Below are 19,182 nucleotides of genomic sequence, written 5' to 3'. Positions count from 1 at the left end.
CACCACCCGCGGGGCAAGGCGCCCGGGCGGGCGCAGTACCGTGGTCGGGTGGACAATAGGCAAGCAATCGGATCGTGGCTCTCCGGGCCGCGCGCGGCCGCCGAGGACATGGGCGCCGACTTCGGCCACCGGGGCAAGCGGCTCGGCCTCCCCGAGCAGGGCCCCGGGGCCATCGCCCCGCTCGGCCGGCGCTTCGGGGCCCTCTTCATCGACTGGGCCCTGTGCATGCTGATCGCATACGGGCTCTTCGCTCGCGGTGACCAGCAGGCGACCGGCAACTGGGCGCTCGGCATCTTCCTGGTCATGAGCGTGCTCACCGTCGGCACGATCGGCTGCACCCCCGGCAAGCGCCTCATGGGCACCCGGGTCGTCGCCGAGGAGGGTGGCCGCCTCGGCCTCGTCCGGGTCCTCATCCGCAGTGTCCTGCTCTGCCTGGCGATCCCGGCCCTCGTCTGGGACCGCGACGGCCGCGGCCTCCACGACCGCCTGGCCCGCGCGGTCCAGATCCGCGCCTGAGACGTAGAGAACGTGAAGAGGGCGGGCCGCGAACGGCCCGCCCTCTTCACGTTTCCGTACGCGTCAGCGCATCTTGCCGCGCGGCATCCGCATGCCCTTCGGCATGGGGCCCTTCGGCAGCGGCATGTTGCTCATCAGGTCGCCCATCGCGCGGAGCCGGTCGTTGGCGGCCGTCACCTGGGGGCCGGTCAGCACGCGGGGCAGCTTCAGCATCTTGGTGCGCACCTTCTTCAGCGGCACCTGGCCCTCGCCGTTGCCGACGATGATGTCGTGGACGGGGACGTCCACCACGATGCGGGCCATCTTCTTCTTCTCGGCCGCGAGCAGGCTCTTCACCCGGTTCGGGTTGCCCTCGGCGACCAGCACGATGCCCGCCTTGCCCACGGCGCGGTGCACGACGTCCTGGCTGCGGTTCATCGCGACCGCCGGGGTCGTCGTCCAGCCGCGGCCCACGCGGTCCAGGACCGCCGCCGCAGCGCCCGGCTGGCCCTCCATCTGCCCGAAGGCCGCGCGCTCGGCACGGCGTCCGAAGACGATCGCCATCGCGAGGAGCGCGAGCACGAAGCCCAGGATGCCCAGGTAGATCGGGTGATCGATCAGAAAACCGATCGCGAGGATGACACCGAAGGTGACGATTCCCACACCCGCGACCACAAGACCGATCTTGGAGTCGGTCCGCTTGGTCATCTTGTAGGTCAGAGCGATCTGCTTGAGCCGCCCCGCGTTCTCGGCGCTGTCCGCGCCTTCAGTGGTGTTTGCCTTCCTCGCCATGCAATGAAGTTTACGTGGCCTTCGAACGACGGGCGGCCACGGCCTCCCGTTCCGGCACGTAGCCGGACGCGGCCCGGTCCTTCGCCCGGCGGCGGTCCTCCAGGACGGCCGTCCAGGCGTTGCGCCGGGCGGTGCGCTGGCCGCTGCTGAGCAGCAGCGACTCCACGGCGCGGAGGGTGTTGGTGACGGTCGGGATGACGTTGGCGCGTACCGGCGCGGCCTGCATCGTGGCAAGTCCCCTCGGAAACGATGTACGTGTGCTGCGCGGACTGGAGACGGGTGGCGGAACTGTCACCGCACCGCTCGTGTATCCAGGGTCACCGTTCGGTGTTACCAGCGCGTGACCGGTCGGTCAAACACCAATGAAACCTTGATACGGGCCCCGCGCACGCCGACGCGGTCCGTCCGCGCCCCCGGCCTCTCGGGCCTGCGGGGACGGGACGGACCGCGTCGGGCGGGTGACGGATTACGCGGACGGCACCGGGGCCTCGGCCTCGCGCCGGTCCATCGCCTGCTGGAAGAGGCGGCCCGCGCGGTACGAGGAGCGGACGAGCGGGCCGGACATGACGCCGGAGTAGCCGATCGCGTCGGCCTCGTCCTTCAGCTCCACGAACTCGTTCGGCTTCACCCAGCGCTCGACCGGGTGGTGGCGCACCGACGGCCGCAGGTACTGCGTGATCGTGATGAGCTCGCAGCCCGCGTCGTACAGGTCCTGAAGCGCCTCGCTGACCTCTTCGCGGGTCTCGCCCATGCCGAGGATCAGGTTCGACTTGGTCACCAGGCCGGCCTCGCGGGCGCGGGTGATGACCTCCAGGGACCGCTCGTAGCGGAAGCCCGGGCGGATGCGCTTGAAGATGCGCGGCACCGTCTCCACGTTGTGCGCGAGCACCTCGGGGCGCGAGGAGAAGACCTCCGCGAGCTGGGCGGGCTCGGCGTTGAAGTCGGGGATCAGCAGCTCGACCTTGGTGCGGCCGGCCTCGCGGTCCGCCGTCTGCGCGTGGATCTGGCGCACGGTCTCCGCGTACAGCCAGGCACCGCCGTCCTCCAGGTCGTCGCGGGCGACGCCGGTGATGGTGGCGTAGTTCAGGTCCATCGTGACGACGGACTCGCCGACGCGGCGGGGTTCGTCCCGGTCCAGCGCCTGCGGCTTGCCCGTGTCGATCTGGCAGAAGTCACAGCGCCGGGTGCACTGGTCACCGCCGATGAGGAACGTGGCCTCGCGGTCCTCCCAGCACTCGAAGATGTTGGGGCAGCCGGCCTCCTGGCACACCGTGTGCAGACCCTCGCTCTTGACGAGTTTCTGCAGCTGGTTGTACTCGGGGCCCATCTTCGCCCGGGTTTTGATCCACTCGGGCTTGCGCTCGATGGGGGTCTGGCTGTTCCGGACCTCAAGGCGCAGCATCTTGCGCCCGTCGGGTGCGACAGACACTCCGGCACTCCCCTTTGCTTTCACTGCATTGGATTCTTCGGCGAACACCAGGGTACGCCCGTAGTTCATTCGGTTGTACGTCCACCCAACCTGGGGCAGGCGGGGCCTATTCCCGGAAGCGCGTTCCGTGGGTCACGCCGTGGCCATGGCGTCGCCGGTGCGCTCGATCGTACGGGGGGCGAGCTCAGCGTTCTCCAGGATGTCCCGGAGGTGCTTCTCGACGACCGGGAGGACCTCGGCGATGGTGATCTCGCGGCCCAGCTCGTAGCTGAGCGAGGTGACGCCGGCGTCCCGGATGCCGCAGGGCACGATGCGGTCGAACCAGGTGTTGTCGGGGTTCACGTTGAGCGCGAAGCCGTGCATCGTGACGCCCTTGGCGACGCGGATGCCGATCGCGGCGAGCTTGCGGTCCTCGCGGCGCTGCCCGGCGTTGGACGGGGCGTACTCCGGACCGTTGAGCCGCGGGTCGAACTCCTCGTCCGCCAGCCGCGGGTCGAAGTCGAGCGTGAGGCCGCCGAGGGCGGGACGCTGCTCGACCGGGTCGCCCAGGACCCAGACGCCGGAGCGGCCCTCGACCCGGCTGGTTTCGACGCCGAACTCGGCGGCGGTGCGGATCAGCGCCTCCTCCAGACGGCGCACATGGGCGACGACGTCCACGGGGCGCGGGAGCTTCTGGATCGGGTAGCCGACGAGCTGGCCCGGGCCGTGCCAGGTGATCTTGCCGCCGCGGTCCACGTCGATGACGGGGGTGCCGTCGAGGGGGCGCTCGCTGTCCGCCGTGCGCCTGCCCGCGGTGTAGACGGGCGGGTGTTCCAGGAGCAGGCAGGTGTCCGGGACGGTGTCCTCGAACCGTGCCGCGTGCACCTCGCGCTGCTTCTGCCACGCCTCCTGGTAGTCGACGGCGTCCTCGCCGAATCCCATGCGGACGAACCGGAGCTCACTCACGGAAGCAGCCTCTCTCCTCGCGGTGCCGGGGGCCGGGGGGTGTCCCCGAACCGCGTCACCCTGCACGAATCGCGCTTAGGGCCTTTCGTCCGGATCAGGCCGGGCTCGCGGGCTCTGGTGCCGCACCTCGCGGCGTTGTCGTCAATCACCAACGCTCCGCGTTGGCTCAATCCTCCGCCTTGCGATGCACGGCACCAGAGCCCGCTCCCTGATCCGGCCTGATCCGCACGAAAGGCCCTAGCCACTGTACGACCGGCGTCGGCGCGTGAGCCGGGCAGGTCTTCCCGTCAGCGCCGTCCACAATCCTCACACGATCGGATGAATGTGGAGCGAAGGGTGCTGAGGCCGCCCCGCAGACAGTTAAATTCGCGCCGTTCGTCAGAGGGCTGCCCGGCCCGGAAGGCAGGAGACCCTAGAGCTGATGTCGGAACGACCTCCGCAGCGCACGCCCAACCGCCGGCTCGCCTCGCTCATCACCGAGGCCGGGTTCTCCAACGCCGGTCTCGCCCGCCGGGTGGACCAGCTCGGCCTCGAACACGGACTCGACCTGCGCTACGACAAGACCTCCGTGACCCGCTGGCTGCGCGGCCAGCAGCCCCGGGGCACCACCCCCGCGCTGATCGCCGAGGTCTTCACCCGGCGCCTCGGCCGCCGCCTCTCCGCGCAGGACCTCGGGCTCGACGCCTGCGCCCCGGTCTACGCGGGCCTGGAGTTCGCCGCCACGCCCGCCGAGGCGGTCGACATCGTCAGCGGCCTCTGGCGCAAGGACTCGGGCAGCCAGACCGAGCTGCGGAAGATCGCGTTCACCCCGGCCGGTCTCGTCGTGCCCAGCCGGGACTGGCTGATCGGCCGGGCCGACGAGTGGGTCGGCAGGCCGGCACCCGCCAGGGCCGGTGCCGCACGGGCGGCCGGTGCGCAGCTCCCCGCCGCCGGGGCCCTGACCGCCGTCCCCGAGCAGGGCGGGCGGCACGGCGTGCGCGGGCCGGTGCCCTCGCGCCCCGGCGGAGTGCCCGCACCGCCCGGCGCCCCGGCCGGGGGCGCGACGGGCAGCCCCGGGGTGCCCCGGCAGCGGCAGACCGAGCGGGGCTCCGGGCTCCGGGTCGGCGAGGGGGACGTGGCCGCGCTGCGCTCGGTGGCCGAGCTCTTCCGTACGCTCGACCACGCCTACGGCGGCGGGCACGCCCGGCAGGCCCTCGTGCGGTACCTGGAGCACGAGACGGAGCCGATGCTGCGCGGCACGTACGGGGAGGCGACGGGCCGGAGGCTCTTCGCGGCCGCCGCCGACCTGACCAGGCTGGCCGGCTGGACCTCGTACGACATCGCGGCGCACGGGCTCGCGCAGCGCTACTTCGTGCAGGCGCTCCGGCTCTCTCAGGCAGCCGGCGACCGGGCCTACGGCAGCTATGTGCTGATCACCATGAGCCGCCAGGCGGTCTATCTCGCCCACGGCCGGGAAGCGGTCCAGCTGGCCCGGGTCGCGCAGCAGGGCATCGGCTCGGCCGCGCCCCACACCGTGATGGCCCTGCTGCACGCGGTGGAGGCGCGCGGGCACGCGGTGCTCGGGGACTCCAAGGCGTGCACCGCCTCCCTCGCCCGGGCGGAACGCGCGCTGGAGGCGGCCCGTCCCGGCGACGAGGTCCCGCACTGGGCGCGCCACTTCGACGAGGCGCAGCTCGCCGACGAGTTCGGGCACTGCCACCGCGACCTCCAGCAGTACCGGTCCGCCGCGCAGTACGCGGAGCGCGCGCTCCAGCTGCGCGCCCCCGCGTACGCCCGGAGCAGGCTGTTCTGCCGGGTGGTGCTGGCGTCCGCCCGGCTCGGGCTCGGCGAGCTGGACCAGGCGTGCCGGCTGGGCGCGGAGGCCGCCCAGCAGGCGGCCGAGATGCGCTCGGCGCGGGCCACGGAGTACGTACGGGACTTCGAACGGCGGCTGGAGCCCTACCGGGACGCCGCAGCCGTGCGCGGCTACCGGGAGCGGGTCGCCGCGCTGGGCTGAGGCGCGGTCTCAGGCCGCCTCGGGGAGTGCGGTGTCCCCGGCGGCCGGGCGGATGCCCAGGTCGTGGAGGATCGAGGCGGCGGCGCGGGCGCCCGAGGCCAGGGCGCCCTGGACGGTGCCGGTGTCGCGGTGGTCGCCGCACACGTACAGGCCCGCGAGGACCCGGACCGGGCGGTGCGGGTCGTGCGGGGCGGGCATCGCCGGGACGGCCTCCGGGTCGTGGTGGGCGGCCAGCAGCTCCCAGTCGTCGGTGGGCACGCCGTAGAGCGCGGCGAGGTGGGCGCGGACCGTGCGGTCCAGGTCGTCGGGCGGGGTGCCGAGGACCGTGGAGCTGATCAGGGTCCGGCCGTGCGGGGCGCGGGCCGGGTCGACCTCGCTCATCACGGCGGTGTGGGACACGGGGCCCGACCGGTCGGCGTCCAGGAGGAGCGAGGCGCCGGTGGGCGGGGGAGCGGGCGCGGTGTGGTGGAGCACCGTCACGGGGTGGAAGGACGGCAGCCGCAGCCCCGGCAGCAGCTCGGCGGCGGCGCTCGCCCCGGTGGCCACCAGCAGCGAGCGGCAGCCCAGTTCGCCGTGCTCCTTGGTGCGTACGGAGGTGATGTCGGCGGAGGTGACGTGCACCCCGGTGCGTACGGTCCCCGGCGGCAGGGAAGCGGCGAGGAGCGCCGGCAGCGTACCCGCCCCGCCCTCCGGTACGCACAGCCGTCCGCTCGCGTACGCCCGCAGGGCGAGGTCGGCGCACCGGCTGGACGTGGTGAGGTCCGGGTCGCTGAGCAGCGCGGTGAGCAGCGGGCGTACGAAGCCGTTGAGCGTACGGGAGGAGAGCCGGCCGGCCAGGGCGTCGAGCGCGGCGCGTTCCGGCCGGGCGAGGATGCGGGACGGCGGGGTGGCGGCGAGGCGGGCCAGGGCCGTGCCGAGCCGGGCGTGGTCGATCGCGCCGCCCATCGCCCCGGTGAGGGCGCCCGCAAGCGGCGGCCGGGGGGCGTGCGCGAGGGCGCGCGCCGCCTTGAGCGCGCCCCGTGCGCTGCGTGCGCCCGGCACGCGGCGGGTCTCGCCGGTCCGGTGGCGGCGGCCCTCGCTGTGCACCAGGACCCCGGGATCGAACGGGCGCAGGACGAGTCCGTCGAGCCCCGGGGTGGTGCGGAGCTCCGGATACGCGGTGTTGAGCAGCGGGCCGACCCGGTCGAGGCAGAACCCGTCCACCTCGTCGGTGGCCATCCGGCCGCCGACGCCGGGGCCGGCCTCCAGGACGCTGACGCTGACCCCGGCGCTGGTCAGTCGGTGGGCCGCCGACAGGCCGGCGATCCCGGCCCCGATGATGACGACGTCCGCGTGGTGTGCCGTGCTGAGCACGTGCCCTCCCCGGTTCGGCGCAAGTGGTGGGGGGCTCATGCCCTCAACCGCCCACCGGAATGCGTGAGTTCGTCAGGAGGCTAGGAGAGTGGCGCGATCGTGCGCAGTCGCGCGCGGACCGGAGCACCGATGCACGGGGTCGCACGCCCGTCCGGAAAAAACCGGGCTGCCCGGACGGTCCGTCAGCGCAGCGCGGCGCGGATGGCGGCGTCGACGGAGGGGAAGGCGAACGTGAAGCCGGAGCCCAGCAGCCGCGCGGGCACCACCCGCTGACTGCCCAGCACGTCCCCGGCGAACTCGCCGAGCGCGAGCCGCAGGGCCGGAGCGGGCGCCGTGAAGAGGGTCGGCCGCCGCAGCACCCGGCCCATCGCGGCGGTCACCTCGGCGTTGGTGACGGGCGTCGGGGCGGTCAGGTTCACCGGCCCGGACAGCTCCGGGGTGTCCAGGATGTGCCGCAGCGCCGCGATGTGGTCGTGCAGCGCGATGAAGCTCCAGTACTGCCGCCCGTTGCCCATCCGGCCGCCCAGCCCCGCCTTGAACAGCGGGAAGAGCCGCCCCCAGGCACCGCCCTCCCGGGCGACCACCAGGCCGGTGCGGGCGTGCACCGTACGCACCCCCGCCTCCTCGGCCGCCGCCGTGGCCTCCTCCCACTCCACGCAGACCGACGGCAGGAACCCGTCCCCGGGCGGCGCGTCCTCGTCCACCGGGCGGTCGCCGGTGTCCCCGTAGAAGCCGATCGCGGAGCCGGACAGCAGCACGGCGGGCGGGGTGTCGAGCGAGGCGACGGCGTCCGCGAGCGCGGCGGTGCCCAGCACCCGGCTGTCCCGGATCTCCTTCTTGTACGCCTCGGTCCAGCGGTGGTCGCCGACCCCCGCCCCGGCGAGATGGACGACCGCGTCGCAGCCCACAAGACCGGCCACGTCGACGTAACCCCGTTTCGGGTCCCACTCCACCTCGTCACCGGCCCGGGCCGGGCGGCGCACCAGGCGCACCACCTCGTGCCCGTCGGCTCGCAGCAAGCGCACCAGCGCCGCTCCGATGAGTCCGGTCGATCCGCTGACGGCGATACGGGAGTGCGGCATGGCGTCCATCCTGCCCCACCGGGGCCCCCGTACACGGCCGTGGCACAGTGGCGGCCATGACCGATTCCGCCGCATCCGCCGCGCCCCTCGTCCGCCGCGCCGTCCTCGCGGACGACTCCGCGCTCGGCGAGCTGGACCGCGCCACCTGGTCGACGCTGCACGCGGTGCAGCCGCGCCCGCAGCCGCCGTACGAGCCGTTCTTCGACGAGCGGCACACGCCCCGGGACATCCTGGTGGCGGAGGCGGTGAACGAGACGGGGGAGCGGGCGCCGGCCGGTTACATACGCGTCGTGCCGCCGACCCCGCTGGCCTGCAACGCGCACGTCCGGCAGATCCAGGGCCTCGCCGTGGCCCACTGGGCGCGCGGCCGGGGCGTCGGGCGCGCCCTGATCCGCGCGGCCTGCGCGACGGCACGCGCCGAGGGGGCGAACCGGATCACCCTGCGGGTCCTCGGCCACAACGCGCCCGCCCGCGCGCTGTACGAGGCGGAGGGCTTCACCGTCGAGGGTGTGCTGCCGGGCGAGTTCTTCCTGAACGGGCGGTACGTGGACGACGTGATGATGGGCCGCCCGCTCACCCCGTGACGCCGAACCGCTCCCAGAGCGCGGGCAGCCGGGCCGCCAGGGCCGCGTCGTCGTCCGGGTCCAGCCGGGCGCCCTCCGGCTCCTCGGGCTGCGGGGGGAGGCCGAGGTCGGGCGCGACGACGCCGGTGAGCTGTTCGTACGCCTCGTCGGCCGCGTACCCCAGCTCCTCGCCGTCGCCGTCCAGCTCCTCGTCGAAGGAGTCGAGCAGCTCGGCCAGGGCGTCCGGGTCGTGCACGGCGCCCTCGAAGACCTCCCGGCCCCGGCCGATCAGCCAGCAGCGGAAGTAGTCGAAGGCGTCGTCGCCCGCGCCGCCGAGCAGGACGGCGGCGGCGCCCCACAGGTCCCAGCGGTAGGCCCGGTTGAAGCGGGCCTCGAAGTGCCGGGCGAAATCCAGCACCGCTTCGGGGTCGAGCTGCACCAGCTTGTCGACCAGCAGATCGGCATGGTCCTCGGGGTCGCCGTCGGCGGCCTCGCGCGTGCTGTCGATCAGCTCCCAGAACTCGGTCTCGTCCATCACGGGTCCAGCATCTGCCCTGAGAGCCGCGGATGCACGCCCAGACATCTGAACGAAGCCGTCAGGGCGCGCCCCCGTAGAGCGCGTGCAGGCGCGCCGCGGCCGTCGCGAACCTCTCCCGCAGGGCGGTCGGCTCCAGCACCTCCAACTCCGGTCCGAGGCCCAGCAGCTGGCCGTAGGCGACGTCCAGGGACTCCACCGGCAGGGTGACCGTGACCCGGCCGTCCGCACCGGGCGGCCCGGCCGCCTCCAGCGCCTCCGTGGCGGCGGCCCGGTCCGCGACGTGCGGCAGCCGGTGCGCGCCCGCCTCCGAGAGCCGCAGCCTCACCTCCGTACGCAGCAGGGAGCGGGCGAACGCGGCGGACCGCTCTTCCCAGAAGGCGGGCAGGTCGAAACCCTCGTCCCTGACGAAAGGGGTGTCCGAAACGCTGGCGGCGGTGAACCGGTCGATGCGGTACACCCGCGTGTCGTCGCCCGCGCGGGCGCAGAGGTACCAGACGCCCGCCTTCAGGACGAGCCCGTACGGGGCCAGCTCCCGTTCGACGTCGGAGTCCCGCCCGGCCCGCCAGTACCGGGCCAGGAGCAGCCGGTCGCGCCACACGGCCTCGGCCACGGCGGGCAGCAGCTCCGGCGTGACCGGCTCCTGATACCAGCCGGGTGCGTCCAGGTGGAAGCGCCGGCCCGCCCCCGCCGGGGCGTCCCGCAGCGCGGGCGTCAGGGCCGCCGACACCTTCAGCCGGGCGGCCGATGCGGCGTCCGCGAGCCCCATCTCGCGCAGCGCGGAGGGCAGCCCGGACAGGAACAGCGCCTCCGCCTCGTCACGGGCGAGACCGGTCAGCCCGGTGCGGTAGCCGCCGACGAGCCGGTAGCCGCCGGCCCGGCCGCGCTCCGCGTACACCGGGACACCGGCCTCGGAGAGGGCCTGCGCGTCCCGGGTGACGGTCCGCTCGGACACCGCCAGCTCCCGGGACAGCTCGGCGGCGGTCATGCCGGGGCGGGCCTGGAGGAGCAGCACCATACGGATCAGCCGGGCAGCACGCATGCGGCCATTGTGGCTGGACTGCGGCGCGGCAGAAATCAAGCCCGTCCGGCGATTGAGGACAAAGCCTCAAGCCGGACGGGCCTGATCACGCTCAGAGACCGTACCGGTCCCGCGCCTCCTTGACCGCGGTCGCGGGCACCTCGCCGCGCCGGGCCAGCTGGGCCAGCGTGGCGACCACGACGGACGGGGCGTCGACGCCGAAGTGGCGGCGGGCCGCGTCACGCGTGTCGGAGAGACCGAAGCCGTCCGTGCCGAGCGAGGTGTAGTCCTGCTCGACCCACTGGCTGATCTGGTCCGGCACCGCGCGCATCCAGTCGCTGACCGCGACGACCGGGCCCGGAGCGCCCTCCAGCGCCTGCGTCACGTACGGCACCCGCTGCTCACCGCGGAGCAGCGCCTCGTCGCACTCCAGCGCCTCGCGGCGCAGCTCGCCCCAGGAGGTCGCGGACCAGACGTCGGTCGTGACACCCCAGTCGGCGGCCAGCAGCTCCTGGGCCTCCAGGGCCCAGTGGATCGCTGTGCCGGAGGCCAGCAGCTGGGCGCGCGGCGCGTCCGCCGAGGCGGGCGTGCCCTCCTTGAAGCGGTACAGGCCCTTGACGATGCCCTCCTCGACGCCTTCCGGCATCGCGGGCTGCGGCTTCGGCTCGTTGTAGACCGTCAGGTAGTAGAAGACGTCCTCGGCGTCGGGACCGTACATCCGCCGAAGACCGTCCTTGACGATCACCGCGATCTCGTACGCGAACGCCGGGTCGTAGTTGAGCGACGCCGGGTTCGTGGCGGCGATCAGGTGCGAGTGGCCGTCCGCGTGCTGGAGGCCCTCGCCCGTCAGGGTCGTACGGCCGGCGGTGGCGCCGACGATGAAGCCCTTGCCGAGCTGGTCGGCGAGCTGCCAGAACTGGTCGCCCGTCCGCTGCCAGCCGAACATCGAGTAGAAGATGTAGAACGGGATCATCGTCTCGCCGTGCGTCGCGTACGACGTGGCGGCGGCGATGAAGTCGGCCATGGCGCCGGCCTCGGTGATCCCCTCGTTGAGGATCTGGCCGTCCTTGGCCTCCTTGTAGTACATCAGCTGGTCGCGGTCGACCGGCTCGTACGTCTGGCCCAGCGGCGAGTAGATACCGGCCGACGGGAACAGCGACTCCATGCCGAAGGTGCGGGCCTCGTCCGGGACGATCGGCACCCAGCGCTTGCCGGTCTGCTTGTCCCGCATCAGGTCCTTGACCAGGCGGACGAAGGCCATGGTGGTGGCCATCTCCTGCTTGCCGGAGCCCTTCTTGAGCGCCGCGAACGCGCGCTCCTCGGGCTGCGGCAGGGCCACCGCGTGCACCCGGCGGGCCGGGGCGGGGCCGCCGAGGGCGGCACGGCGCTCCTGGAGGTAGCGGACCTCGGGGGAGTCGGCGCCCGGGTGGCCGTAGGGCACCAGGCCGTCGGCGAAGGCGCTGTCCGGGATCGGGAGGCCGAGCAGCTCGCGCATGCCCTTGAACTCGTCGATCGACAGCTTCTTCATCTGGTGGTTGGCGTTCTTGGACTCGAAGCCCTTGCCGAGCGTGTAGCCCTTCACCGTCTGGGCGAGGATCACGGTCGGCGCGCCCTTGTGCTCGACGGCCGCGCGGTAGGCCGCGTACACCTTGCGGGCCTCGTGGCCGCCGCGCGAGGTGTAGAAGCACTCGGCGATCTTCGCGTCGGTGAGCAGTTTCGCCAGCTCGGCGAGGGCGGGCTCGGCACCGAAGAAGTGCTCGCGGATGTACGCGACGTCGCGGGTGGCGTACGTCTGGAACTGCGCGTCCGGGACCTCGCGGAGGCGGCGCACCAGCGCGCCCGTGGTGTCGAGCTGGAACAGCTCGTCCCAGGCGTTGCCCCAGAGCGTCTTGATGACGTTCCAGCCGGCCCCCCGGAAGGCGCCCTCCAGCTCCTGCACGACGCGGAAGTTGGCGCGGACCGGACCGTCGAGGCGCTGCAGGTTGCAGTTGATGACGAAGGTCAGGTTGTCGAGCTGCTCACGGGCCGCGAGGGCGAGGGCCGCGGTCGACTCGGGCTCGTCCATCTCGCCGTCGCCCAGGAAGGCCCAGACGTGCGAGTTCGACGTGTCCTTGATGTTGCGGTTGGCCAGGTAGCGGTTGAAGCGCGCCTGGTAGATCGCCGAGAGCGGGCCGAGGCCCATGGAGACCGTGGGGAACTCCCACAGCCAGGGCAGCCGCCGCGGGTGCGGGTAGGAGGGCAGGCCGTTGCCGCCCGACTCCTGGCGGAAGTTGTCGAGCTGCTGCTCGCTGAGCCGGCCGTCGAGGAAGGCGCGGGCGTAGATGCCGGGGGAGGCGTGGCCCTGCACGTACAGCTGGTCGCCGGAGCCGTCCCCCTCCTTGCCGCGGAAGAAGTGGTTGAAGCCGGTCTCGTACAGCCAGGCCGCCGAGGCGAAGGTGGCGATGTGGCCGCCGACGCCGAAGCGCGCGCCACGGGTGACCATCGCGGCCGCGTTCCAGCGGTTCCACGCGGTGATCTTGGACTCCATCTCCAGGTCACCGTCGAAGTCGGGCTCCGCGGCGGTCGGGATGGAGTTGACGTAATCGGTCTCCAGCAGCTTGGGCAGCGCGAGACCGGCGCCCTCGGCATGCTGGAGCGAGCGCCGCATGAGGTACGCGGCACGGTGCGGGCCCGCGGCCTTGGTGACGGCATCCAGGGAGGCCGCCCATTCAGCGGTCTCCTCCGGGTCGCGGTCCGGGAGCTGGTCGAGCTCGCTCGGAAGCTTTCCTACGGGGTCGGTCATGATCGCCGCCTTCCGGTGAGGAGGGGGGTGGAGAAGTCCCTGACTGGCAGGACAGGGCGATGGGGCCGGTGGGCCCGCGGAGTGAACTGTAAATCGCCGATCGATGATCGATCAAAGGATGAACGGCAAAACTTCTCGATATGAAGAAAGTGGCATGCGGTGCCATGAAATGGGGCACCGAGTGACGGGATTTACCCGTCAAAACGGGCGCTGACCTGCACGGAAGAGCGGCAGGGGCGACACTTGCGCAGCGCCTCAGGCGCGCGGCGCGCAGCCCAGGACGTGGGCCTTCACCAGAGTCCCGATGTCCGGGTCCTTGCGCAGGAACGCGTCGATGAGGGCCTCGTGCTCCTCCGCGTACGACTTCTGGACCGTGCCCAGCCAGCGGATGGACAGGGCCGTGAACACCTCGATGCCCAGCCCCTCCCAGGTGTGCAGCAGCACCGCGTTCCCCGCCGCCCGCACCATCTCGCGGTGGAAGCCGACCGTGTGCCGGACCTGGGCCTCGCCGTCCGCCAGCCGGTCCGCCTCGTACAGCGCCGCCACGTGCGGGGCCAGCAGCGAGCAGTCCTCGCCGAGCCCGGGGGCCGCCAGCTCGGCCGCGATCTGCTCCAGGCCCGCCCGTACGGGGTAGCTCTCCTCCAGGTCGGCGGCGGTGAGGTTGCGGACCCGGACGCCCTTGTTGGGCGCCGACTCGATCAGCCGCAGCGTCTCCAGCTCCCGCAGCGCCTCGCGCACGGGCGTCTGGCTGACCTCCAGCTCGGTCGCGATGCGCCGCTCCACGATCCGCTCGCCCGGCTTCCAGCGCCCGCTGACGATCCCCTCCACGATGTGCTCGCGGATCTGTTCGCGCAGCGAGTGGACGACGGGCGGGGTCATGACGGGCTCCTTCGGACAGACCGGTACGCCTGCACCGGGCTCGGTGGCCGGGGCGACCGGTGGTGTCTAGACAATACGGCGGCGCCCCCGCCCGGAAGTGTTCCGGACGGGGGCGCCGATCGTGAGGCTGGTTACAGGCCGAGCTCGACCTCGAACTCGCCGGCCTCCAGGATCGCCTTGACCGCGGTCAGGTAGCGGGCGGCGTCCGCGCCGTCCACCAGACGGTGGTCGTAGGAGAGCGACAGGTACGTCATGTCGCGGACACCGATCACGGTGCCCTCCTCGGTCTCGATGACCGCGGGACGCTTCACGGTGGCGCCGATGCCCAGGATGGCTGCCTGGTTCGGCGGCACGATGACGGTGTCGAACAGCGCACCGCGCGAGCCGGTGTTGCTGATGGTGAAGGTGGCACCGGACATGTCGTCCGGGGTCAGGCCGCCACCGCGGGCCTTGCCGGCCAGCTCGGCGGTCTTCTTCGAGATACCGGCGATGTTGAGGTCGCCCGCGCCCTTGATGACCGGGGTCATCAGGCCCTTCTCGGCGTCCACGGCGATGCCGATGTTCTCCGAGTCGAAGTACGTGATGGTGCCTTCGTCCTCGTTGATCCGGGCGTTGATGACCGGGTGGGCCTTCAGCGCCTGGGCGGCGGCCTTCACGTAGAACGGCATCGGGGAGAGCTTGACGCCCTCACGGGCCGCGAAGCCGTCCTTCGCCTTGGCGCGCAGCTTCATCAGCTTGGTGACGTCGACCTCGACGACCGAGGTCAGCTGGGCCTGCGAGTGCAGCGCCTTCATCATGTTGTCGCCGATGACCTTGCGCATGCGGGTCATCTTGACCGTCTGACCGCGCAGCGGGCTGGCCTCCAGCTTCGGCGCGGCCTTGGAGGAGGCGGCCGGAGCGGCGGGCGCCGGGGCAGCGGCGGCGGCCTTGGCGGCCTCCGCTGCGGCGACGACATCCTGCTTGCGGATACGGCCACCGACGCCGGTGCCCTTGACCGAGCCCAGGTCGACGCCGTTCTCGGCGGCGAGCTTGCGGACCAGCGGCGTGACGTACGCGCCGTCGTCACCGGAGGTCGCGGCCGGGGCGGCGGCCGGAGCCTGCGCCGGGGCGGCCGGAGCCGGGGCGGGAGCCGCCGGAGCCGGTGCCGGGGCGGCGGGCGCCGGAGCCGGAGCGGCCGGAGCCGGGGCGGGCGCGGCGGGGGCCGGAGCCGGAGTCGGCGCGGGGGCCGGAGCCTCCTGGGCCGGGGCGGGCTGAGCCGGAGCCGGGGCCTGGGCCGGAGCGGCACCGGGCGCGCCGATGACGGCGAGCTTGGCGCCGACCTCGGCGGTCTCGTCCTCGCCGACCACGATCTCCAGCAGCACACCGGCGACCGGGGCGGGGATCTCGGTGTCGACCTTGTCCGTGGAGACCTCGAGCAGCGGCTCGTCCTCCGCGACCTCCTCGCCGACCTCCTTCAGCCAGCGGGTGACGGTGCCCTCGGTGACGCTCTCGCCGAGCGCGGGGAGGGTGACGTCGGTGCCGGAGGCACCACCGGCCGGGGCGGCGGCCGGAGCCTCGGCCGCGGGGGCCGGGGCGGCGGGGGCCTCGGCGGCGGCCGGGGCCGGAGCCTCGGCCGGCTCGGCGGCCGGAGCGGCCTCGGCGGCCGGGGCGCCCGAGCCGTCGTCGATGATGGCCAGCTCGGCGCCGACCTCGACGGTCTCGTCCTCGGCGACCTTGATGGACGACAGGACGCCGGAGGCGGGGGCGGGGATCTCGGTGTCGACCTTGTCGGTCGAGACCTCGAGCAGCGGCTCGTCGGCCTCGACGCGCTCGCCCTCGGCCTTCAGCCAGCGGGTGACAGTGCCCTCGGTGACGCTCTCGCCGAGCGCCGGAAGGGTTACGGAAACCGACATGGTTTCAGTTGCTCCTTACGAAAATGCGGAAGTGGTCGGTCGTCGCGCCCGGTCGACTGGATCAGTCGTGGGAGTGAAGCGGCTTGCCGGCGAGCGCCAGGTGGGCCTCGCCCATCGCCTCGTTCTGCGTCGGGTGGGCGTGGATGAGCTGGGCGACCTCGGCCGGCAGCGCTTCCCAGTTGTAGATCAGCTGGGCTTCGCCGACCTGCTCGCCCATACGGTCACCGACCATGTGGACGCCGACCACGGCACCGTCCTTGACCTGGACGAGCTTGATCTCGCCCGCGGTCTTGAGGATCTTGCTCTTGCCGTTGCCCGCGAGGTTGTACTTCAGCGCGACGACCTTGTCCGCGCCGTAGAGCTCCTTGGCCTTGGCCTCGGTGATGCCGACGGAGGCGACCTCGGGGTGGCAGTACGTGACCCGGGGGACACCGTCGTAGTCGATCGGGACGGTCTTGAGACCGGCCAGCCGCTCCGCCACGAGGATGCCCTCGGCGAAGCCGACGTGCGCCAGCTGGAGCGTCGGGACCAGGTCGCCCACGGCCGAGATCGTCGGGACGTTGGTGCGCATGTACTCGTCCACCAGGACGTAGCCGCGGTCCATGGCGACCCCGGCCTCCTCGTAACCGAGGCCCTGCGAGACCGGGCCGCGGCCGATCGCGACCAGCAGCACCTCCGCCTCGAAGGTCTTGCCGTCGGCGAGGGTCACGCGGACGCCGTCCTGCGTGTACTCGGCGCTCTGGAAGAAGGTGCCGAGGTTGAACTTGATGCCGCGCTTGCGGAAGGCGCGCTCGAGGAGCTTCGAGCTGTTCTCGTCCTCGACCGGGACGAGGTGCTTCAGGCCCTCGATGATCGTCACGTCGGAGCCGAAGGAGGTCCACGCCGAGGCGAACTCGACGCCGATGACGCCGCCGCCCAGCACGATCGCGGACTTCGGGACGCGGTCCAGCTTCAGCGCGTGGTCCGAGGAGATGATGCGGTTGCCGTCGATCTCCAGGCCCGGCAGCGACTTCGGCACGGAGCCGGTCGCCAGGAGCACGTGGCGGCCCTGGATGCGCTGGCCGTTCACGTCCACCGAGGTGGGCGACGAGAGCCGGCCCTCACCCTCGATGTAGTGCACCTTGCGGGAGGCGACGAGTCCCTGGAGGCCCTTGTACAGGCCGGAGATCACGTCGTCCTTGTACTTGTGGACGGCCGCCATGTCGATGCCCTCGAAGGTGGCCTTGACGCCGAACTGGGCGGACTCGCGGGCCTGGTCCGCGATCTCGCCGGCGTGCAGCAGCGCCTTCGTGGGGATGCAGCCGTTGTGCAGGCAGGTGCCGCCGACCTTGCCCTTCTCGATCAGAGCGACGTCCAGGCCCAGCTGCGCTCCGCGCAGGGCCGCGGCGTACCCGCCGCTGCCACCGCCGAGGATCACTAGGTCGAAAACGGTGCTGGCGTCGTTCGCCACGTCACGTCCTCCATGCATGTGCGCCGTACGCCGGGCCCCGTCCTCGGGGTGCTACCGGCCGGTCGGCTGGTGTGCGGCCGCTTTGTCTTCGGCCCTGTGGTGGGGGCCCTGTCCTGCCGAGAACCCATCTTCGCACTTGTTGACGGTGGGCGGGACGCGGGGCCCGTGTCCGGGACGGTCGATCGTCCGTCCCGGTGGGGAACACCTACGGCCCCGGACGTATGCCCGGGGCCGTACGGGGGCTGCCGCGGCCGGGTCAGCCGAGGTCGCCGGCGGCGGTGCGCTCCGCCAGCTTCACCAGCGTGCGGACGGCCGAGCCGGTGCCGCCCTTGGGCGTGTAGCCGTACGGGGCGCCCTCGTGGAAGGCGGGGCCCGCGATGTCCAGGTGCGCCCAGGCGATGCCCTCGCCCACGAACTCCTTCAGGAACAGGCCGGCCACCAGGCCGCCGCCCATCCGCTCGCCCATGTTGGCGATGTCGGCGGTCGAGGAGTCCATGCCCTTGCGCAGGTCCGCCGGGAGCGGCATCGGCCAGGAGGCCTCGCCGACCTCGTCCGCGATCTCGTGGATCGAGGTACGGAAGGCGTCGTCGTTGGACATGATGCCGAAGGTGCGGTTGCCCAGCGCCAGCACCATCGCGCCGGTCAGGGTCGCCACGTCCACGATCGCGTCCGGGTTCTCCTCCGAGGCGCGGGTCAGCGCGTCGGCCATGACGAGGCGGCCCTCGGCGTCGGTGTTCAGGACTTCGACGGTCTTGCCGCTGTACATGCGCAGGACGTCACCCGGGCGGGTGGCGCTGCCCGACGGCATGTTCTCGGCGAGCGCCAGCCACGCGGTGACGTTGACGCGCAGGCCCAGACGGGCGGCCGAGACGACGGTCGCGAACACGGCGGCGGCGCCGGCCATGTCGCACTTCATCGTCTCGTTGTGACCGGCCGGCTTCAGCGAGATGCCGCCCGAGTCGTAGGTGATGCCCTTGCCGACGAGGGCCAGGGTCTTCTCCGCCTTCGGGTGCGTGTAGGCGAGCTTCACCAGGCGCGGGCCGCGCTCCGCGCCCTGGCCGACGCCCAGGATGCCGCCGTAGCCGCCCTTGACGAGCGCCTTCTCGTCCAGCACCTGCACCTTGATGCCGTGCTCCTTGCCGGCGGCGGTGGCCACGGCGGCGAAGGACTCGGGGTACAGGTCGTTGGGCGGGGTGTTGACCAGGTCGCGGGCGCGGTTGATCTCCTCGGCGAGGGCGATCGCGCGCTCGGCGGCGGCCTTGAACGCCTTGTCACGGGGCTTGGCACCGAGCACGGCGACCTCGGCCAGCGCCTGCTTGGCACCGGCGGGCTTCGCGTCCTTGGGCGCCAGCTTGTTCTCACCGGCCTGGTAGGCGGTGAAGGCGTACGCGCCGAGCAGCGCGCCCTCCGCGATGGCCTCGGCGTCCTCGACGGAGCCGATGGGCAGCGCGAAGCCGGCCTTCTTCGAACCGGCCAGCGAGCGGGCGGCGGCACCGGCGGCGCGGCGCAGCGTCTCCGCGTCGTACGAGCCGTCCTTCTCCGGGGCCTTGCCGAGTCCGGCCGCGATGACGACGGGGACCTTCAGGCCCTCCGGGGCGGGGACCTTCGTCAGCTCGCCCTCGGCACCCGAGGCGCCCAGGGTCGCCAGGACGGCGGCGAGCTTGCCGCCGAACGCCTTGTCCACGGCCTCGGCGCCCGGTGCGAGGACCAGGTCCCCAGGCTTGGATCCAGCGCCCTTGGCGACGCCCACGACGAGGGCGTCGGCGCGCAGCGTCGCCGCACCGGCAGTGCTGAGAGTGAGAGCAGTCACGGTGGTGAAATCTCGCTTCCGTTGAGTTCTTTTCGGTCGAGTGGGTGGGCCGACCGTGCCCGGCGCATCGTAGACGCGGCCGCAATGTGCCGGGAATGAGCCTACGCGCGCCTTTGCTGCCCGCTCACGGCGGCGGGCCGTAGGCGGTGCGTGCGAGG

Annotated in this window: 16 protein-coding genes; 3 read left to right on the top strand and 13 right to left on the bottom strand. The window is 72.6% G+C overall.

Annotated elements, in window-relative coordinates; genetic code table 11:
• The first annotated feature begins 48 nt into the window (after positions 1 to 48).
• Positions 49 to 516, top strand: coding sequence for an RDD family protein (locus tag AMK18_RS15870; protein WP_073863728.1), 468 nt, complete (start codon positions 49 to 51; stop codon positions 514 to 516).
• A 63-nt stretch (positions 517 to 579) separates the two neighbouring features.
• On the opposite strand, the gene AMK18_RS15865 is transcribed toward AMK18_RS15870, so the two are convergent.
• The 4 genes from AMK18_RS15865 to lipB form a co-directional block, all read right to left on the bottom strand.
• Positions 580 to 1,287, bottom strand: a complete 708-nt coding sequence (locus AMK18_RS15865; RefSeq protein ID WP_018103545.1) for a DUF4191 domain-containing protein — start codon at positions 1,285 to 1,287, stop codon at positions 580 to 582.
• Positions 1,288 to 1,297: 10 nt separating this feature from the next.
• Positions 1,298 to 1,513, bottom strand: a complete 216-nt coding sequence (locus AMK18_RS15860; protein WP_018103546.1) for an SCO2195 family GlnR-regulated protein — start codon at positions 1,511 to 1,513, stop codon at positions 1,298 to 1,300.
• Between the two features lie 240 nt (positions 1,514 to 1,753).
• Positions 1,754 to 2,689 carry a lipoyl synthase gene (gene lipA / locus AMK18_RS15855; RefSeq protein ID WP_018103547.1) on the bottom strand — a complete coding sequence of 312 codons (936 nt, stop codon included), beginning with the start codon at positions 2,687 to 2,689 and terminating at the stop codon, positions 1,754 to 1,756.
• A 159-nt stretch (positions 2,690 to 2,848) separates the two neighbouring features.
• Positions 2,849 to 3,661, bottom strand: coding sequence for a lipoyl(octanoyl) transferase LipB (gene lipB / locus AMK18_RS15850; protein WP_018103548.1), 813 nt, complete (start codon positions 3,659 to 3,661; stop codon positions 2,849 to 2,851).
• A 421-nt stretch (positions 3,662 to 4,082) separates the two neighbouring features.
• On the opposite strand from lipB, the gene AMK18_RS15845 reads away from it, so the two are divergent.
• Positions 4,083 to 5,657, top strand: a complete 1,575-nt coding sequence (locus AMK18_RS15845) for a regulator (protein ID WP_073863285.1) — start codon at positions 4,083 to 4,085, stop codon at positions 5,655 to 5,657.
• Between the two features lie 9 nt (positions 5,658 to 5,666).
• Here the strand turns inward: AMK18_RS15845 and AMK18_RS15840 are convergent, their stop codons facing one another.
• Positions 5,667 to 7,010: an NAD(P)/FAD-dependent oxidoreductase gene (locus AMK18_RS15840; RefSeq protein WP_073863284.1), complete on the bottom strand. Its 1,344-nt coding sequence runs from the start codon at positions 7,008 to 7,010 to the stop codon at positions 5,667 to 5,669.
• A gap of 182 nt (positions 7,011 to 7,192) precedes the next feature.
• Complete coding sequence (locus AMK18_RS15835; protein WP_073863283.1) at positions 7,193 to 8,092, bottom strand: TIGR01777 family oxidoreductase; 900 nt, start codon at positions 8,090 to 8,092, stop codon at positions 7,193 to 7,195.
• Positions 8,093 to 8,148: 56 nt separating this feature from the next.
• Here AMK18_RS15835 and AMK18_RS15830 point away from each other — a divergent pair, with 56 nt between their 5' ends.
• Positions 8,149 to 8,676: a GNAT family N-acetyltransferase gene (locus AMK18_RS15830; protein ID WP_073863282.1), complete on the top strand. Its 528-nt coding sequence runs from the start codon at positions 8,149 to 8,151 to the stop codon at positions 8,674 to 8,676.
• On the opposite strand, the gene AMK18_RS15825 is transcribed toward AMK18_RS15830, so the two are convergent.
• From AMK18_RS15825 to AMK18_RS15795, 7 genes are all read right to left on the bottom strand, one after another.
• Positions 8,666 to 9,190, bottom strand: coding sequence for a DUF4240 domain-containing protein (locus AMK18_RS15825; protein ID WP_073863281.1), 525 nt, complete (start codon positions 9,188 to 9,190; stop codon positions 8,666 to 8,668). The genes AMK18_RS15830 and AMK18_RS15825 overlap by 11 nt on opposite strands.
• A gap of 61 nt (positions 9,191 to 9,251) precedes the next feature.
• On the bottom strand, positions 9,252 to 10,232 hold the full coding sequence (locus AMK18_RS15820) for a helix-turn-helix transcriptional regulator (protein ID WP_073863280.1): 981 nt from the start codon (positions 10,230 to 10,232) through the stop codon (positions 9,252 to 9,254).
• 91 nt (positions 10,233 to 10,323) lie between these two features.
• A complete protein-coding gene (aceE, locus tag AMK18_RS15815) occupies positions 10,324 to 12,993 on the bottom strand; it encodes a pyruvate dehydrogenase (acetyl-transferring), homodimeric type (RefSeq protein ID WP_073863279.1) in 2,670 nt (889 codons plus the stop codon).
• A gap of 255 nt (positions 12,994 to 13,248) precedes the next feature.
• Complete coding sequence (locus AMK18_RS15810) at positions 13,249 to 13,872, bottom strand: GntR family transcriptional regulator (protein WP_018103556.1); 624 nt, start codon at positions 13,870 to 13,872, stop codon at positions 13,249 to 13,251.
• A 131-nt stretch (positions 13,873 to 14,003) separates the two neighbouring features.
• A complete protein-coding gene (gene sucB / locus AMK18_RS15805; protein ID WP_073863278.1) occupies positions 14,004 to 15,764 on the bottom strand; it encodes a 2-oxoglutarate dehydrogenase, E2 component, dihydrolipoamide succinyltransferase in 1,761 nt (586 codons plus the stop codon).
• Between the two features lie 61 nt (positions 15,765 to 15,825).
• The gene (gene lpdA, locus AMK18_RS15800; protein WP_018103558.1) at positions 15,826 to 17,214 is read right to left on the bottom strand and encodes a dihydrolipoyl dehydrogenase; all 1,389 of its coding nucleotides are present in this window, start codon (positions 17,212 to 17,214) and stop codon (positions 15,826 to 15,828) included.
• A gap of 256 nt (positions 17,215 to 17,470) precedes the next feature.
• Entirely contained in the window at positions 17,471 to 19,024 is a 1,554-nt protein-coding gene (locus tag AMK18_RS15795) for a leucyl aminopeptidase (RefSeq protein ID WP_073863277.1), read from the bottom strand.
• Positions 19,025 to 19,182: the final 158 nt, after the last annotated feature.

This window comes from Streptomyces sp. CB01249 (assembly GCF_001905735.1).
Taxonomy (GTDB): domain Bacteria; phylum Actinomycetota; class Actinomycetes; order Streptomycetales; family Streptomycetaceae; genus Streptomyces.
The sequence above is the reverse complement of the archived record's forward strand: the minus strand, read 5'-3'. Positions and strand labels throughout refer to the sequence as shown.

Excerpts from the sequence above, each read along its gene's own strand:
- AMK18_RS15865 (WP_018103545.1), bottom strand. The coding sequence starts at position 1,287 with ATGGCGAGGAAGGCAAACACCACTGAAGGCGCGGACAGCGCCGAGAAC.
- AMK18_RS15860 (WP_018103546.1), bottom strand. The coding sequence starts at position 1,513 with ATGCAGGCCGCGCCGGTACGCGCCAACGTCATCCCGACCGTCACCAAC.
- lipA (WP_018103547.1), bottom strand. The coding sequence starts at position 2,689 with ATGCTGCGCCTTGAGGTCCGGAACAGCCAGACCCCCATCGAGCGCAAG.
- AMK18_RS15845 (WP_073863285.1), top strand. The coding sequence starts at position 4,083 with ATGTCGGAACGACCTCCGCAGCGCACGCCCAACCGCCGGCTCGCCTCG.
- AMK18_RS15835 (WP_073863283.1), bottom strand. The coding sequence starts at position 8,092 with ATGCCGCACTCCCGTATCGCCGTCAGCGGATCGACCGGACTCATCGGA.
- AMK18_RS15830 (WP_073863282.1), top strand. The coding sequence starts at position 8,149 with ATGACCGATTCCGCCGCATCCGCCGCGCCCCTCGTCCGCCGCGCCGTC.
- AMK18_RS15825 (WP_073863281.1), bottom strand. The coding sequence starts at position 9,190 with ATGGACGAGACCGAGTTCTGGGAGCTGATCGACAGCACGCGCGAGGCC.
- AMK18_RS15820 (WP_073863280.1), bottom strand. The coding sequence starts at position 10,232 with ATGCGTGCTGCCCGGCTGATCCGTATGGTGCTGCTCCTCCAGGCCCGC.
- aceE (WP_073863279.1), bottom strand. The coding sequence starts at position 12,993 with ATGACCGACCCCGTAGGAAAGCTTCCGAGCGAGCTCGACCAGCTCCCG.
- AMK18_RS15810 (WP_018103556.1), bottom strand. The coding sequence starts at position 13,872 with ATGACCCCGCCCGTCGTCCACTCGCTGCGCGAACAGATCCGCGAGCAC.
- sucB (WP_073863278.1), bottom strand. The coding sequence starts at position 15,764 with ATGTCGGTTTCCGTAACCCTTCCGGCGCTCGGCGAGAGCGTCACCGAG.